This window comes from Lentibacter sp. XHP0401 (genome assembly GCF_025751535.1).
In the GTDB taxonomy this organism is placed as follows: Bacteria; Pseudomonadota; Alphaproteobacteria; order Rhodobacterales; family Rhodobacteraceae; genus Lentibacter.
Genome location: NZ_JAOWLC010000013.1, coordinates 31,293 through 45,563 on the forward strand (window position 1 = coordinate 31,293; position 14,271 = coordinate 45,563).

Consider the following 14,271-nt stretch of genomic DNA (forward strand, 5'->3'; position numbering starts at 1 on the left):
AACTGTATCATTCCATTTTACGGATACTTGCACCAAGAAGTCCGTAAAATGGAATGGCTTGCGTTTGGCCGTTGGTTGGTAAGTTCATCGTTGATTAGCAAGGCCAGATATCTTTGGCATCAGAGAACATCTGTTCAGCTCGCGCACCGATAGCTTTATCGGACCAATTATCATTATGATCATCCAACAATTTTCGGTTGATCATGAGCATTGTATGGGCATGTAATCCTGACCGCTTGCCAGGTTTGTCAGCGTCGAGATCAGACCATGGGCCATTGGAAAGACTCGGGTTCAGCTTTTTGCTCACAAGTGTGAGGTTTCCGATCCCTTGAACCGCCCCGGGTTTACCGGAGAGTAAAACACTCCGAAGGTGAACCCTATGACGAAGAGAAAACATACCCCCGCCTATCCTGCCGAACTGCGTGAACGTGGTGTTCGGCTTTTTCAAGAGAACCGCGCGGATCATGCGAGTGATAACGCTGCCTATAAAGCAATTGCGCCCAAGCTGGGGTGTTCACCTGATAGCCTGCGCGGTTGGTGCCAGCAGGCGGAGCGCGATTGTGGCCGACGTGAAGGGCTGACAACGGCTGAGAAGGATCGCATCAAAGAACTTGAGCGAGAAGTTCGAGAGTTGCGAACCGCGAATGAGATCCTCAAGAAGGCATCGGCTTATTTTGCACAGGCGGAACTCGACCGCCCGTTCAGGAAATGATTACATTCATTGAAGCGTATCGCGCGGACTTTGGTGTCGGGTCGATCTGCAAGGTACTGCCGGTCGCACAATCGTCCTACTATGCCCACTTGGCCGTCAAACGAGACCCTCATCGGGGGTCTAACCGGGTCAAGAGGGATGTTATTGATCGCGGTAAAATCCAAGAGGCTTTTGATGACAGCGGCAAAAGATATGGTGCGCGTAAAATTTGGCATGAACTGTGCCGTAAAAAACATGACATCGCGCGTTGCACGGTGGAACGCCTGATGAAAGTCATGGGGTTACAGGGTGTTGTTCGTGGTAAACAGATCATAACGACAAACCCCGACACCTCCCAACCGTGCCCGGACGATAAGGTGAACAGGGAATTCAAAGCGCAATCCCCGAACCAACTTTGGGGTCGTCCATTGATGCGCCATTGGTTCAAGCCCAATGGACGACGACTTCACTTACGTATCGACCTGGCAGGGCGTCCGGCATGGTCCTCGGACCGATGGCGGCCTCATGCCGAACTCTATGTTGCTTTCGTCGTCGACGTCTTCTCTCGCAGGATCGTTGGCTGGCGCGTATCGACATCTATGACAACAGCCTTCGTGCTTGATGCTTTGAACCAAGCGATCTGTCAGCGCAGCCCTGAAAAAGGTGGCGGGTTGGTACATCATTCCGACCGCGGCTCTCAATATCTGTCCATAAAATACACCGAGCGATTGGCCGATGCTGGGATTGATCCATCCGTGGGAACAGTGGGGGATTCCTACGATAATGCCCTCGCTGAAAGCGTCATTGGCCTATTCAAAACCGAGGTCACAAAGCTGATGGGGCCATGGAAATCAATGGACCAGCTTGAATGGGAAACGCTGAAATGGGTCGATTGGTACAACACCAAGCGCCTGCACAGCTCCATCAGATATGTCACGCCGCACGAAGCAGAGGAGATGTTCTATGAAACCTTGAATGCGCATGAAAAAGCAGCCTAACATTTGAACCAAACGACCTCCGGTAAACCCGGGGCGGTTCACCTTGCAGGTTGGCCCTTCGTTCATCGCGCCATGAGTGACAGTAACGGTAACGTTATTTTTCGTTATGCTTTGATCGTATTCTAAAGAGAATTCACAATCACTTGCAACTGCTGAGATGGTTGCGCAGACAGCGGAGGCTCTGTTTGAAAGGGGTGAGGCCGCCACGGTCCGGAAGCTGTAGCTGTTTGGCGTCAGCACACCGATACTCTGGGTCGCTGAAAATACGGATTTTGGAGTTTCCCGGATTTGTTCATTTCCAAACTGATTATTGTGCCTCCCTTGCGTGTCAAAGGATTTGAATAACTTTTTCGGCACGCCCGTAATCCACATAAATGAAACATTCCGACGGTCTTTTCAAACATTCAAAGCAACGCGGTCGGTCGTCATTGCCCTATATTGATGCACGGAACGTCGGACCAATTCACGGCGTCATAAACATCAATTTAAACCGTTTGGCACTGCGCTGGAACGGGCGAGAGACTTCGGCCAATGGCACGAGACCGAAAGAGGCATGCAAGCGACAAGAAGGTGCCGCCCGCACCGCCTGTTGCAGTCGTCGTATCACCCGACGCGTTGACATCATCCCTGTTCGACGCGAAACACCAGCGCATCCAATCATGCCTTCAAACCGTCGCCATTCTGCTCGAAACGAACGACGCGTATTTGCCCATCTTCCTGCGTCTGGAGCGGGAGCTTGAGGCCGAGCAAAGGAAACGCGACACCATTGCACGCGCGCGGAAGTATTTGCCTCACCGGAATTGATAGACTTCATTTAAGATGATCGGGCACGGCAAACATGATCTCCTCAGCAACGGACAGGCGCTCGGAGAGGCTCAGGCTGTCGCCATAAGTCTCGCGCCCGCGACGGCCCTTAAGGGAATGCCCCATCAGTTCCCCACGATCATCCGTCTGATAGCCCGCTTTCTTCATCCGGCTTTCCCAACTGTGACGCGTGCCGCCGATAGTCACTCCTTCCGGCAACAATTCATGCTTGCGCAAATATTTGTTAACTGCGGCGCTATAACTGGCCTTGTTTCTGTATCTGGGAAAACCGGTCGGATGCCGCCTGGCCGCCGCCAACGCCACCCCGACCAAAGGTATCTCCCGATGCGATGAAAGGTTCTTGACCTCACGCCGCTCCTCGGGGTTGTCGGAAAGTTCATGGGCAATACACAAGTGCGGGATCGGATCATCCAGGCGGATCGCTGAACTCGGCAAGTTGTAGATTTCATTCTGACGGCAGCCGGTTTCAATCGACATCAACAGAATATCTCGTGCCTCGTCGTTGAGGCCATCCAACGCACATGGCGCAAACCACTTATCGACAATCCAGTCGACAGGCACTTCTGCCTTCTGGCTGGGCTGTGAATGGCGGTCTTTGATTGAAATTCCGGCATAGGGTCGCGGCGGGTCTTCATGCTCAAGGTCTTCGTAGAAGCGTGAGAGCATGCCGGACAGGTAGTTGAAATCCTTGTTCGCGGTATCCGCGGACTGCCCTTCCGTTGTCATGCGCGCCTGCCACCAACGCTTGTGTTTACGCGCTTCTGCTGTGCCAACAGAGATAACATCCGAGTCTTTACCAAGGGCCTTTATCAAATTGTTTACCGCCCGAAGACGCGGCGACCGCCACAAACGCATTTGTTCGCTGTTTTTGAACCGGTTGTCATGCGCCGCAAGCCCCTCGACGTGTTCCACCAGTCCAGACAAAAGCAATTTTGGCGCATCGGTGATGCCAAGAACAGCTGATGCGATGACCTCGTTGGGCATACCGTCCGTCCCACGAGACGCCTCGACCCGTTCCAACACCTCCTCCAAAGCGGCGTTCTCCACTTTGTCGATCGCCAGAAACTGAAATCCACGCGTCGCTGCCAATTGCTGCGCGGCGCGAAACCTATCGGCTGCGTCACCATCCCGTCCGGCCAAAAGGGCTTCCCAACCCTCAACATAGGCATTCCAAACGCCAGCCGATTTTTGCATGGCAACACTATAGGAATCAGTCTTTAGGCTTTCCCAAACAACGGGACGCGCCTCAACAGCCGCATAACGCTTCGGGACACGCCGTTTCAAATACCAGGTCTTTCCCCGCAGGACAGGCTTTGACATATCCACACCTCACTACAACCAACCACGTGTAGCAAAATGTGGTGCAGAAAGGGTAGCAAATCAAGTATATAAGCGCTACTCGATCACAGCATTTACTTCTAAGTTACGGATATGATTATAAAATAAAGAACAGCGCGCAAGGCGAGGTGGCGGAGACGAAGGGATTCGAACCCTCGAGACCCTTCCGGGCCTACTCCCTTAGCAGGGGAGCGCCTTCGACCACTCGGCCACGTCTCCGCCGACGGGTATAGCCGCGCGGCGATCAGGTTTACAAGGGTAAATTTCAAAGAAATGGACGAAGCAGGAGCTTCATCGCAAAACCTTGTTTTAAAATAACAAAAAATGCTTTAGCCACTTTGCGGCAGCCAGGTATTTACCCTTTTTACGTTTAAACTTTTCGCAAGGCAGCGATCATTTCAGGTACATCGGTAGCGATCAACGCCAGAAGCTTTAACGCAGGTCCACCCGGCTTGCGTGCACCGCGCTCCCAAGCGCTGTGGCCATAGTCTCCCATCCCGAACAACGCCGCCATTTCTTCCTGGCTCAAGCCAGCGGTCTCCCGCACGGCACGTGGATCAGTACTCATATCGCTGGCGGGGGTTCCAGTCATGGGGGTGCGATCTTGCTTGGTCATTCTAAAGTCCTGCTCTGATTGGCCGCGTCCGATACGGCAGATATGAAAACTCCAAACCATGGAGTCTTTTTCCGCACGGGCGGAACATTACTTACAAATCAAAGAGGAAGCACCGCGCAGATCGTGTTTGTGGATAACTCCACAACCACTGTAAAATGATATGCTTATAGCGTGTTCTTCATTCTGGTAAGCTAGCAGGCTTGGTCGCAAATTTCAAATCAGGCGCAAAACGCCCCGTTGCGTAAATGCATCAGAACCGCGTTGGAAGCCACTCTTTTGCATCGAAAAACAGGCACTGATAGCGCTGCTCTGTCTCATCCGAAAGCTTTATGGCCGCCGCTTCAAGCTGCTTCATTTCCTGCTGAACCGCTGTCTCACCTTTGCCCGCGTCATACCCCGACATCACCCGCTCGGCAAATCGCTCGGCAATCGCATCAAGCCGCTTGTCAAAAAACTGATGCGCCTTGCCAGCACGCGCCTTGGTCTCGGCCTCACTCGGCCCCGCCTCACAGGCATAGGAATTGAGATCGCCCTCCATCGAACGGAAGCGGAAAATCTCGCGGTCAGGATAAGCCGTCTGAATGAGGCTGTCCGCAGTGCAACCCGTCACCATAAGACCGATCACAAAAGCATAGACACCACGCATGACTAAAACTCACTTGCTGAACAGGAAGTGCAAAACGTCTCCGTCTTTCACAATATAGGACTTGCCCTCGGCGCGCATTTTGCCCGCTTCCTTCGCACCCTGTTCCCCTTTGTGCGCAACAAACTCGTCAAAAGCGATGGTCTCGGCCCGAATAAAGCCTTTCTCGAAGTCGCCATGGATCACACCCGCCGCTTGCGGCGCGGCTGTGCCTTCGCGAATGGTCCAGGCACGCGCCTCTTTGGGCCCGACTGTAAAGTAGGTCTCAAGATGCAAAAGATCATAACCCGCACGGATAAGACGGTCGAGCCCCGCTTCCGCAAGGCCCATTTCCTCCAGAAACATTGCAGCTTCGTCGTCTTCCAGCTGGCTGATCTCTTCTTCAATCTGCGCCGAGATAATCACATGGCCCGCACCCTGCTCTGCCGCCATCGCCGCAACGGCCTCCGAGTGCGCATTGCCGGTGGCCGAGCTGGCCTCATCAACATTGCAGACATACAGAATCTTTTTAGAGGTCAAAAGTTGCAAGCCTCTCCAGGCTTTCGCATCTTCGGCATCGACATCGACCATCCGCGCAGGCTTACCCTGCTCCAGCATGGCCTGAGCCGCCGCCAGCAAACGGTCCTGCTGCGCGGCATCCTTGTCATTGCCCTTAAGCTTGCGCACAAGCCCTTGGCGGCGCTTTTCAACACTCTCGAGGTCGGCAAGCATCAGTTCCGTCTCGATCACTTCGGCGTCTTCAACAGGGTTCACGCGCCCTTCAACGTGGGTCACATCCCCGTCTTCAAAGCAACGCAGCACATGGGCAATCGCGTCGGTTTCGCGGATATTGGCCAGAAACTGGTTGCCCAGCCCCTCACCCTTGCTCGCACCCTTTACGAGGCCCGCAATGTCCACGAAAGTCATCCGCGTCGGAATAATAGCCTTGGATCCGGCAATCGCGGCCAAAGTATCAAGCCGCGCGTCCGGCACGTTGACCTCGCCCACATTGGGCTCGATCGTGCAAAACGGAAAGTTCGCCGCCTGCGCCGCAGCTGTCTTTGTCAGCGCATTAAACAAGGTTGATTTGCCCACATTCGGCAAACCCACAATTCCCATCTTAAAGCCCATGGCTTTTCTCCCGCATATGCTGTTGAGCGCCTCATAAGCCCTCCCCCGCCCCGCTGCAACACCTGCGAGCAGTTCAAACACCGCAGCTCTTTCTTATTGCCTCAAATATCCCGGGGGGAGGATGCAAAACCACAGGTTTTGCATCAGGGGGGCTGGCCCCCCGCTTTGGTCCGATGGTGCGCAGCGCCATTGGAACTCTCTTTCTATTGATTTCCCCCCCATTTTCGGGGCACATCACTCCCGACACATAAAGGAATGCCCCATGAGCCGCATCGACGCCAAATTCGCCGCCCTCCGCTCGGAAGGCAAAAAAGCCTTCGTCGCATATATCATGGCGGGCGATCCCGACGAGGCCGCCTCCTTTGAGGTGATGAAAGGTCTGCCTGCCGCAGGCGTCGATATCATCGAACTTGGCGTGCCCTTCACCGATCCGATGGCCGACGGCCCCACCATCCAGCTCGCAGGCCAGCGCGCTCTTGCGGCAGGCATGACGCTCTCCAAAACCCTCGCAATGGCCACCGAGTTCCGCAAAACCGATGACACAACCCCGATTGTTCTCATGGGATATTACAACCCGATCTACTCTCGCGGCGTAGAAACCTTCCTGAAAGATGCCCAAGCTGCAGGTATCGACGGGCTCATCGTGGTTGATCTACCGCCCGAAGAAGACGCCGAGCTCTGCATCCCGGCCCAAGCCGCCGGCCTCAACTTCATCCGCCTCGCCACACCGACAACCGACGACGCCCGCCTGCCCAAAGTGCTGCAAAACACCTCGGGCTTCGTCTATTATGTTTCCATCACAGGCATCACAGGCGCCGCCGAAGCGCAGGCTGTTGATGTTGCGCCCGAAGTGGCGCGCATCAAATCCAAGACCGACCTGCCCGTTATCGTCGGCTTCGGCATCAAAACCCCCGCACAGTCCGAAGCCATCGCAGGTGTGGCCGATGGTGCGGTTGTAGGCTCCGCGATCGTTGACCGTATCAGCAAAGGCGAAAGCGCCGCCGATGTTCTGACCTTCGTCAAGACACTGTCCGACGGTGCGCACCGCGCATAGGTCAGATCGTCAGGGCAAAGCAGCCTGCACCCCAAAATGCGTTGCAGGCACTGGGAATTGTTCGTAAGCATTTACAACAATTCTCAGGACTTCTCAGGATAAAGGGGCCATCATGCCCGTCATCACAAACATTGACGATCTCAAGCGCATCTACCAGCGGCGCACCCCTCGCATGTTTTATGACTACTGCGAAAGCGGCAGCTGGACCGAGCAGACCTTCCGCGAAAACACCTCTGATTTTGACAAGCTCTACCTGCGCCAACGCGTGGCGATTGACATGGCAGGCCGCACCACCAAAACCCAAATGATCGGGCAGGACGTTTCCATGCCTGTGGCCCTCGCACCTGTCGGTCTCACGGGTATGCAAAGCGCCGATGGCGAGATCAAGGCCGCCCGCGCCGCCGAAAAATTCGGTGTGCCCTTCACGCTGTCGACCATGTCGATCTGCTCGATCGAAGATGTGGCCGAGAACACCGAAAATCCCTTCTGGATGCAGGTCTATACCCTCAAGGACGACGACTTTATGCAGCGGCTCTTTGACCGCGCCAAAGCCGCCAAATGCTCGGCTGCCGTGATCACGGTAGACCTTCAACTCCTCGGCCAGCGCCACAAAGACTTGAAGAACGGCCTCTCTGCCCCGCCCAAGCTCACGATGAAATCCATCGCAAACATGATGACCAAAGCACATTGGGGCCTTGGAATGCTAGGCACAAAGCGGCGCTTCTTCGGTAATATCGTTGGTCATGCCAAAGGTGTGGAAGATGCAAGCTCGCTCACCACATGGACAGCGGAATCTTTTGACCAATCTCTTGATTGGGACCGCATCCGCCAGTTTCGCAAGATGTGGGATGGGCCGCTCATCATCAAAGGTATAATGGATGCACGCGACGCCCTTGAAGCCCTCAACGTGGGCGCAGATGCGATCATCGTCTCCAATCACGGTGGCCGCCAGCTTGACGGCGCGCTGAGTTCCATCCGCGCCCTGCCGGCCATTCTCGATGCGGTGGGCGACAAAATCGAAGTGCATCTCGACAGCGGCATCCGCTCGGGGCAGGACGTGCTCAAAGCCATGGCCATGGGCGCGAAAGGAACCTACATCGGCCGCGCCTTTGTCTACGGTCTCGGCGCAATGGGCGAAGCAGGTGTCACGAAGGCGCTCGAGGTCATGCACAAAGAGCTCGATGTCTCGATGGCGCTCTGTGGCAAGACCGATATCAACCAAGTTGATCGCGACATCCTGATGATCCCCAAAGGTTTTGAAGGCGACTGGCAGGACTGATTGACGCTACTGACGGTTTTCCACTAAACTTCCGTTACCCATATCAGGCAGGCCCGTGCAGATATTCTTCAAACAAAACCTTGCGATGCTGGCCGTGCCCAAGACGGGCACCACGGCATTGGAAACAGCGTTGCGCAGCAAAGCGGACATCCAGTTCAAAGGCCGGCGCAAGCATATGTCTGCCGCCGCGTTTGACAAATTTTGCGCACCTTTTTTGGCCAAAGCCTACGATCTGACACCCGAGCGCATCGCTGTCATGCGCGACCCGCTTGATCACCTGCGCAGCTGGTATAAATACCGCACGCGGCAGGTGCTTCTGGGAACAAACAAATCCACCGCAGGCATATCATTTGAGGCCTACGTGCAAGACACGCTGGACAATCCGAAGCTCCCGCATGTCAACGTTGGCACGCAATTCAGGTTTCTCACCCTCAAAAACGGCACACCGCCCCTACATCATATCTTCGCCTACGAAGAAATGCCCGTGCTCCTGAGCTTCCTCAGCGCGCGGTTCGGCCGCGACATCACCCTGCCAACAGCCAATGCATCTCCCTCCGCTGAGGTTGCGATCAGCCCCGAAACAGAAGCCCTTTTCAAGCAAGCCCGCGCTGCGGATTATGCGCTCTATTCCCGTGTGCGTGAGGCCGGCGGGCATTTGCAACTGGAATACAGTTAAAACAGCCCCAAACCTCTTGCCAACATGGCTAAACTCGGCTATCGCCCAGCCTTCACGCGGGGATACAGCCTTGGAGGATCCCCGCCCTAACTTATGGAGTATTCAACATGGCTGGACAGATCCCAGATCTTCACGCCGAGGCACGCACGGGGACAGGCAAGGGCGCCGCTCGTCAGGCACGCCGCGACGGTATGGTTCCCGGAATCGTTTATGGTGGTGAAGCAGACCCGCTGCCCATCAACATTCCCTTCAACAAGCTTCTGAAAAAGCTGAAAGAAGGCCGTTTCCTTTCGACCCTTTTCAACCTTAAAGTTGAAGGTCAGGAAGACGTGCGCGTCATCTGCCGCAGCGTCCAGCGCGACGTTGTCAAAGACCTGCCGACACACATCGACTTGCTGCGCCTGCGCCGCACATCGCAAATCGCCCTCTTCATCCACGTGAACTTTATCAATGAAGAAGAAGCACCCGGCATCAAAAAAGGCGGCGTTCTGACAGTTGTGCGCCCTGAAGTCGAGCTTGTCGTGACAGCTGGCGATATCCCTGAAAGCATCACAGTCGATCTGGCAGGCCTCAATGTCGGCGACATTGTTCACATCTCCGATGTGACACTGCCCGCTGGCGCGAAGCCAACAACAGACCGTGACTTTGTCATCGCCAACATCTCCGCGCCTTCAAGCCTTCGTTCCGAAGAAGATGAAGACGAAGAAGTGGCAGCAGACGAAGTGCCAGCCGCAGGCGACGACGCAGAAGAGTAATGTCTGCTCGATACCATTCAGAAAAGCCCGCCTCATTCGGCGGGCTTTTTTGTGCGCGCCCTACACCCGCCGCAGCGCCAGAAGCGTGCCGCGCGAGGCAACAGGGTCATACGTCAGCCCCGAGCGTGAAAGCACATCAACCATATGCTTGATCACCTTGCCGCTCTCGTATTGCTTGGGGTGCAGCTCTATCACCACATGCTTTACAAAGCGCGGCCACTTGGCGGCAAAGAGATATTGCTCCGCCCCCTCGATATCCATGATCACAAAGTTGGGCTTCACCTCGCCAAGCAGCGCATCAATGCGTAACGCGGGCACCTCGACAACGCCTGCCCCCGTGTCACCCGCTCCTGCAATCCGCGAGGCCCAGAACTGCTTGGCCCGTGCAAAGGCCAGCGTGTCGCCCTCATAGTCCTGCCCAACAGCCGCGCCGTGGCGCAAATCAATCCCCCCGGCCCCATTCCTCGCATAATTGGCCGTAATCGCCCCGATCATGTCTGGGTTCGCCTCAACCGATGTCACATGACTTGCGCCCACAATCTGCGCCGCCAGCGCACCGATATATCCCAGCCCCGCGCCCAGCTCGAGCACACGATGCCCCGCCTTCACGCGCATTTTCACAGCGCGCGCCTCAGATCCCTCATATTCGCCCGAAGCAAGCTTGCTACGGATCTTCTCTGTCAGCTGCGCCTCGGGGCACACCAGCGTCACACCGTTGATCTCGAAACTCTCCAAGTGCTTCCTCCATCGCTCTTTGGTTGAAACTTAGGCCGCGCATCCCTAAACCACAATGACAAGCAGCGTGAGAAAGAACCCCATGCAACTCTTCGTCGGCCTCGGAAATCCGGGCGCAAAATACGCGCAGAACCGCCACAACATCGGCTTCATGGCACTGGATGAAATCGCCAGCGCCCATGGCTTCGGCCCGTGGAAGTCACGCTTTCAAGCCAGCGTCAGCGAAGGCCGTTTCGGATCTGATAAAGTTGTGCTCATCAAGCCCGAAACCTTCATGAACCTCTCGGGCCAGTCGGTTGGCGAGGCCATGCGCTTTTACAAACTCACGCCCGATGACGTGACGGTGTTTCACGACGAACTCGACCTGGCCCCTGGCAAATGCCGCGTGAAGCTCGGCGGAGGCCACGCGGGCCACAACGGCTTGCGCTCCATCCATGCCCACATCGGCCCCGACTATCACCGCATCCGCCTTGGCATCGGCCATCCGGGCCACAAAGACGCCGTGGCGCGCTATGTTCTCAACGACTTTGCCAAAGCAGAAGCCGGCTGGCTCGATGACCTTCTGCGCGGCATTGCCGACGGTGCCCCCGATCTGGCCCGGGGCGACAGCTCCCGCTTCATGAACGCGGTTGCCCTGCGCGTGAACCCGCCGCGCGAAAAGCCAGCCAAAGCGAAACAGGCAGAAAAAACCGACGCGGCAGCACAGGAGCCGGCTGAAGACACCCGCTCTGCCATGCAAAAACTCATGGATAAATTCAAATAAGCGACCGTTGCTTTGCAGCACGCACTCATGCATCCTAGCGTCAACACAACAGGAGGCATCATGCGCACATTCGGAAAATGGCTCGGCCGCACTCTTCTCTTCCTCGTGCTCTCAGGCGTGCTCCTCTATGTCTGGAAGCGCGAAGAAATCACACGCGTGATGGCCGTCAACTCTCTCTTTGCCGGCGAAAAAATCGTCAACAACTTCTCGCATATGAACAGCCTGTTCCTCTCCACGCCCATGCCGCGCGGTGATGGCCCTGTCTCACCCATTGTGATTGGCCAGCCGATCGAGTTGCCCGATAGCTTTGAAACATGGGCCATTGAACGCGCAGTCACAGGGGTCGTTGTTCTCAAAGACGGCCTCCTGCGCCATGAAGCCTACTACCTCGGCACAGGCCCCGATGATCTGCGCATCTCGTGGTCCGTGGCCAAATCCTTTCTCTCCGCCCTCATGGGCGTGATGCTCGATCAGGGCAAAATCGCTTCGCTTCAAGATCCTGTCACAAAATACGCGCCCACCCTCATCGGCACGGCCTATGACGGTGCAACCATCGAAGATGTGCTGCAAATGGAAAGCGGCGTAAAGTTCAACGAGGACTATTTCGACTTCTGGTCTGACATCAACAAAATGGGCCGTGTCCTTGCCCTCGGTCAGTCCATGGACAGCTTCGCCGCTGGCATTGACGAGAGTATCTCCGAACCGGGCGAGGCTTGGAAGTATGTCTCGATTGACACTCACGTCCTCTCCATGGTTATCCGTGGTGCAACCGACACCCCCATCGCCACGCTCCTCTCTGAGCACATCATCGCCCCCTTGGGCCTTGAGAAAGAGCCCTACTACGTTACCGATGGCCACGAGACAGCCTTCGTGCTCGGCGGGCTCAACCTCACAACACGCGATTATGCCCGCTTTGGCCAGATGGTTGCCCAGAACGGCCTCTGGGACGGCACACAAGTTGTCCCCGCCGCGTGGATTGCCGAAAGCACCCGCCCCTCCGCCAAAACAGCCGAAGGCAACACGCAATACGGCTACCAATGGTGGATGCCTGCCGATGCCCGCCAAGGTGAGTTCTTCGCGCGCGGCGTTTATGGCCAGTATATCTACATCAACCAGCCCCTTGGCGTGGTTATTGCAATCAACTCGGCCGACAAGAACTTCCGCGATGCGGGCGTAACCCTGAGCAACATCGCCATGTTCCGTGCACTGGCGGAGGCCACCCAATGACACCTGACGCCTCTGTCAATGTTCTGGGCGGCGTGCTTGCGCCCTGCTCGTCCGATCCGCTCACAGGCTACTTTCGCGATGGCGCCTGCAACACCTGCCAAGCCGATACAGGCAGTCACACCGTCTGCGCAGTCATGACAGCAGAGTTTCTCGCGTTCTCCAAATACGTCGGCAACGATCTTTCCACACCGCGCCCCGAATTCGGTTTTGCAGGACTCAAGGCAGGCGACAGCTGGTGCCTCTGCGCCGCGCGCTTCCTGCAAGCACATGATGAAGGCTGCGCGCCCAAAGTATCTTTAGAGGCCACTCACATCCGCGCACTCGAAATAATCCCGTTGCGTGTGTTGCAAGAGCACGTTCGCGCCTAGCCCCAAGAGAAAACGCGGCCCTAAGCCGCCACGTCACAAAACACGGCGCATGAACCTTTCGTTTATGCGCCTATACCCTTCGTTTGCGCCTGCAAAAATAAACGATCTGCCAATAGAGACCTCAACCCAAAAACCCTTTCTCCAGTCCACAAGCCGCGTTCAACACCGGATGCGGCAAAGACAAATCAAACACCTTGAAAGGGTAAACAATGAAAAATCTCATCGTAACAACAGTCGCGGCAGCAACTCTTATCGCGGGTTCCGCCGCATTCGCCGAAGGCGATTACTCGGGCGACAAAGACTATGTCAGCGCGCGCATTTCTCAACAGCAAGCCAACGCAACCCAAGTTCAAGTCGAAGTGGAAGAGCACGGGAACATCGAACAAATGACACTCACCATTTATCCCACTGTTCCTTCGCAACAAGCCGACGCAAACCGCGGCAGATAAGCCGGCGTCTCTCCACGCGCTGTGACCTATGGCGCTTTGCCCGTCCGGCTTTGGCCGGGCGGGCCAAACCAAGTAAACGTTTCCGTTACCAACCTGAAATCCCCCTAGAACCTCCGCTCGTGCAGGCCTAAGTAAGTCTTTCGCAACGGCTCGAACACCAGATCAATACCGCTGCATCAACCAAAAAGAGGAGCGGCGGTTTTGGGCAAGCTTTCAGTCACACAACTTCGGATCATTTTTTATATTCAGGTTGTCTGCGTTGCACTGTTCTTTTTGGGAACTTACGTCGAATACAATCAGAGCACGGCGCAATCTCCCGGATGGGACTTCAAGACACTTGTGCGGCTGGGAATCGGATTGGGCCTGGTCATAGGAACTTTCGTTGGCTGGCGCGAATTGCGCTTCAGCCGGCACCGCTCGGCCGAAACCGAGCTCAAACTCCGCGCAGCTTCAAATGCATTCATGGAAGTCATGGCAGAGCATTTCGAGCAGTGGGGCCTGACCCCCGCCGAAAGCGATGTGGCGCTGTTCTCCCTCAAGGGCATGAAAGTGAACGAGATCGCCGAGCTACGCGGCACCTCGCAAGGGACAGTAAAAGCGCAAACCAACGCAATCTATAGAAAGTCGGGCGTAAGTGGACGGCCACAGCTTTTGAGCATCTTTATTGAAGATCTCATTCAGGACGAATTGCCGGCACATATGTCGCAAGCAGCATAACGGCTCTCCCGCCGCCCACCGGTTGCT

16 protein-coding genes, 1 tRNA gene, 2 pseudogenes and 1 other annotated feature are annotated in these 14,271 nt (G+C 55.8%); of the genes and pseudogenes, 11 read left to right on the forward strand and 8 right to left on the reverse strand.

Annotated elements, in window-relative coordinates:
* Nucleotides 1-94: 94 nt before the first annotated feature.
* Nucleotides 95-466 (reverse strand): HNH endonuclease family protein, encoded by a 372-nt coding sequence (locus tag OE750_RS18210; protein WP_412176234.1) that lies wholly within the window; start codon nt 464-466, stop codon nt 95-97.
* Here OE750_RS18210 and OE750_RS15530 point away from each other — a divergent pair.
* Nucleotides 380-1,689, forward strand: a pseudogene (locus OE750_RS15530) (IS3 family transposase). The gene OE750_RS18210 and the pseudogene OE750_RS15530 sit on opposite strands and share 87 nt — an antisense overlap.
* Nucleotides 667-783: a sequence feature (AL1L pseudoknot), on the forward strand. Its footprint overlaps the pseudogene before it by 117 nt.
* Before the next feature lie 531 nt (nt 1,690-2,220).
* On the forward strand, nt 2,221-2,493 hold the full coding sequence (locus OE750_RS15535; protein ID WP_263765228.1) for a hypothetical protein: 273 nt from the start codon (nt 2,221-2,223) through the stop codon (nt 2,491-2,493).
* A 6-nt stretch (nt 2,494-2,499) separates the two neighbouring features.
* Here OE750_RS15535 and OE750_RS15540 read toward each other — a convergent pair whose 3' ends face one another.
* From OE750_RS15540 to ychF, 6 genes and pseudogenes are all read right to left on the reverse strand, one after another.
* A complete protein-coding gene (locus OE750_RS15540) occupies nt 2,500-3,654 on the reverse strand; it encodes a hypothetical protein (RefSeq protein ID WP_263765229.1) in 1,155 nt (384 codons plus the stop codon).
* Nucleotides 3,655-3,666: 12 nt separating this feature from the next.
* A pseudogene (locus OE750_RS18215) lies at nt 3,667-3,834 on the reverse strand (DUF6538 domain-containing protein); the annotation flags it as partial.
* Nucleotides 3,835-3,981: 147 nt separating this feature from the next.
* A tRNA-Ser gene (locus OE750_RS15545) sits at nt 3,982-4,071 on the reverse strand.
* A 151-nt stretch (nt 4,072-4,222) separates the two neighbouring features.
* A complete protein-coding gene (locus tag OE750_RS15550; protein ID WP_263765230.1) occupies nt 4,223-4,468 on the reverse strand; it encodes a helix-turn-helix domain-containing protein in 246 nt (81 codons plus the stop codon).
* Nucleotides 4,469-4,718: 250 nt separating this feature from the next.
* Entirely contained in the window at nt 4,719-5,114 is a 396-nt protein-coding gene (locus OE750_RS15555; protein ID WP_263765231.1) for a hypothetical protein, read from the reverse strand.
* Between the two features lie 9 nt (nt 5,115-5,123).
* On the reverse strand, nt 5,124-6,221 hold the full coding sequence (gene ychF / locus OE750_RS15560; protein WP_263765232.1) for a redox-regulated ATPase YchF: 1,098 nt from the start codon (nt 6,219-6,221) through the stop codon (nt 5,124-5,126).
* A 262-nt stretch (nt 6,222-6,483) separates the two neighbouring features.
* Between ychF and trpA the strand changes: the two genes are divergently transcribed.
* The 4 genes from trpA (at nt 6,484) to OE750_RS15580 (ending at nt 9,985) form a co-directional block, all read left to right on the forward strand.
* Nucleotides 6,484-7,275: a tryptophan synthase subunit alpha gene (gene trpA, locus OE750_RS15565; RefSeq protein ID WP_263765233.1), complete on the forward strand. Its 792-nt coding sequence runs from the start codon at nt 6,484-6,486 to the stop codon at nt 7,273-7,275.
* Nucleotides 7,276-7,387: 112 nt separating this feature from the next.
* Complete coding sequence (locus tag OE750_RS15570; protein WP_263765234.1) at nt 7,388-8,554, forward strand: alpha-hydroxy acid oxidase; 1,167 nt, start codon at nt 7,388-7,390, stop codon at nt 8,552-8,554.
* Between the two features lie 55 nt (nt 8,555-8,609).
* A complete protein-coding gene (locus OE750_RS15575) occupies nt 8,610-9,230 on the forward strand; it encodes a hypothetical protein (protein WP_263765235.1) in 621 nt (206 codons plus the stop codon).
* A gap of 107 nt (nt 9,231-9,337) precedes the next feature.
* Nucleotides 9,338-9,985, forward strand: coding sequence for a 50S ribosomal protein L25/general stress protein Ctc (locus tag OE750_RS15580; RefSeq protein ID WP_263765236.1), 648 nt, complete (start codon nt 9,338-9,340; stop codon nt 9,983-9,985).
* A gap of 60 nt (nt 9,986-10,045) precedes the next feature.
* On the opposite strand, the gene OE750_RS15585 is transcribed toward OE750_RS15580, so the two are convergent.
* The gene (locus OE750_RS15585) at nt 10,046-10,720 is read right to left on the reverse strand and encodes an FkbM family methyltransferase (protein ID WP_263765237.1); all 675 of its coding nucleotides are present in this window, start codon (nt 10,718-10,720) and stop codon (nt 10,046-10,048) included.
* A gap of 82 nt (nt 10,721-10,802) precedes the next feature.
* Between OE750_RS15585 and pth the strand changes: the two genes are divergently transcribed.
* The 5 genes from pth (at nt 10,803) to OE750_RS15610 (ending at nt 14,244) form a co-directional block, all read left to right on the forward strand.
* Nucleotides 10,803-11,483, forward strand: a complete 681-nt coding sequence (gene pth, locus OE750_RS15590) for an aminoacyl-tRNA hydrolase (protein WP_263765321.1) — start codon at nt 10,803-10,805, stop codon at nt 11,481-11,483.
* A 60-nt stretch (nt 11,484-11,543) separates the two neighbouring features.
* Nucleotides 11,544-12,710: a serine hydrolase domain-containing protein gene (locus tag OE750_RS15595; RefSeq protein WP_263765238.1), complete on the forward strand. Its 1,167-nt coding sequence runs from the start codon at nt 11,544-11,546 to the stop codon at nt 12,708-12,710.
* The gene (locus OE750_RS15600; protein WP_263765239.1) at nt 12,707-13,078 is read left to right on the forward strand and encodes a DUF2237 family protein; all 372 of its coding nucleotides are present in this window, start codon (nt 12,707-12,709) and stop codon (nt 13,076-13,078) included. The genes OE750_RS15595 and OE750_RS15600 overlap by 4 nt, the downstream gene beginning before the upstream one ends.
* 209 nt (nt 13,079-13,287) lie before the next feature.
* Complete coding sequence (locus OE750_RS15605; protein ID WP_263765240.1) at nt 13,288-13,527, forward strand: hypothetical protein; 240 nt, start codon at nt 13,288-13,290, stop codon at nt 13,525-13,527.
* A 201-nt stretch (nt 13,528-13,728) separates the two neighbouring features.
* On the forward strand, nt 13,729-14,244 hold the full coding sequence (locus tag OE750_RS15610; RefSeq protein ID WP_263765241.1) for a helix-turn-helix transcriptional regulator: 516 nt from the start codon (nt 13,729-13,731) through the stop codon (nt 14,242-14,244).
* The last annotated feature ends 27 nt before the right edge of the window (nt 14,245-14,271 follow it).

What these genes read in the sequence shown, in the direction of transcription:
- pth (WP_263765321.1), top strand. Translation starts at nt 10,803, where the DNA reads ATGCAACTCTTCGTCGGCCTCGGAAATCCGGGCGCAAAATACGCGCAG.
- trpA (WP_263765233.1), top strand. Translation starts at nt 6,484, where the DNA reads ATGAGCCGCATCGACGCCAAATTCGCCGCCCTCCGCTCGGAAGGCAAA.
- OE750_RS15600 (WP_263765239.1), top strand. Translation starts at nt 12,707, where the DNA reads ATGACACCTGACGCCTCTGTCAATGTTCTGGGCGGCGTGCTTGCGCCC.
- OE750_RS15595 (WP_263765238.1), top strand. Translation starts at nt 11,544, where the DNA reads ATGCGCACATTCGGAAAATGGCTCGGCCGCACTCTTCTCTTCCTCGTG.
- OE750_RS15535 (WP_263765228.1), top strand. Translation starts at nt 2,221, where the DNA reads ATGGCACGAGACCGAAAGAGGCATGCAAGCGACAAGAAGGTGCCGCCC.
- OE750_RS15550 (WP_263765230.1), bottom strand. Translation starts at nt 4,468, where the DNA reads ATGACCAAGCAAGATCGCACCCCCATGACTGGAACCCCCGCCAGCGAT.
- ychF (WP_263765232.1), bottom strand. Translation starts at nt 6,221, where the DNA reads ATGGGCTTTAAGATGGGAATTGTGGGTTTGCCGAATGTGGGCAAATCA.
- OE750_RS18210 (WP_412176234.1), bottom strand. Translation starts at nt 466, where the DNA reads ATGATCCGCGCGGTTCTCTTGAAAAAGCCGAACACCACGTTCACGCAG.
- OE750_RS15580 (WP_263765236.1), top strand. Translation starts at nt 9,338, where the DNA reads ATGGCTGGACAGATCCCAGATCTTCACGCCGAGGCACGCACGGGGACA.
- OE750_RS15605 (WP_263765240.1), top strand. Translation starts at nt 13,288, where the DNA reads ATGAAAAATCTCATCGTAACAACAGTCGCGGCAGCAACTCTTATCGCG.
- OE750_RS15570 (WP_263765234.1), top strand. Translation starts at nt 7,388, where the DNA reads ATGCCCGTCATCACAAACATTGACGATCTCAAGCGCATCTACCAGCGG.
- OE750_RS15555 (WP_263765231.1), bottom strand. Translation starts at nt 5,114, where the DNA reads ATGCGTGGTGTCTATGCTTTTGTGATCGGTCTTATGGTGACGGGTTGC.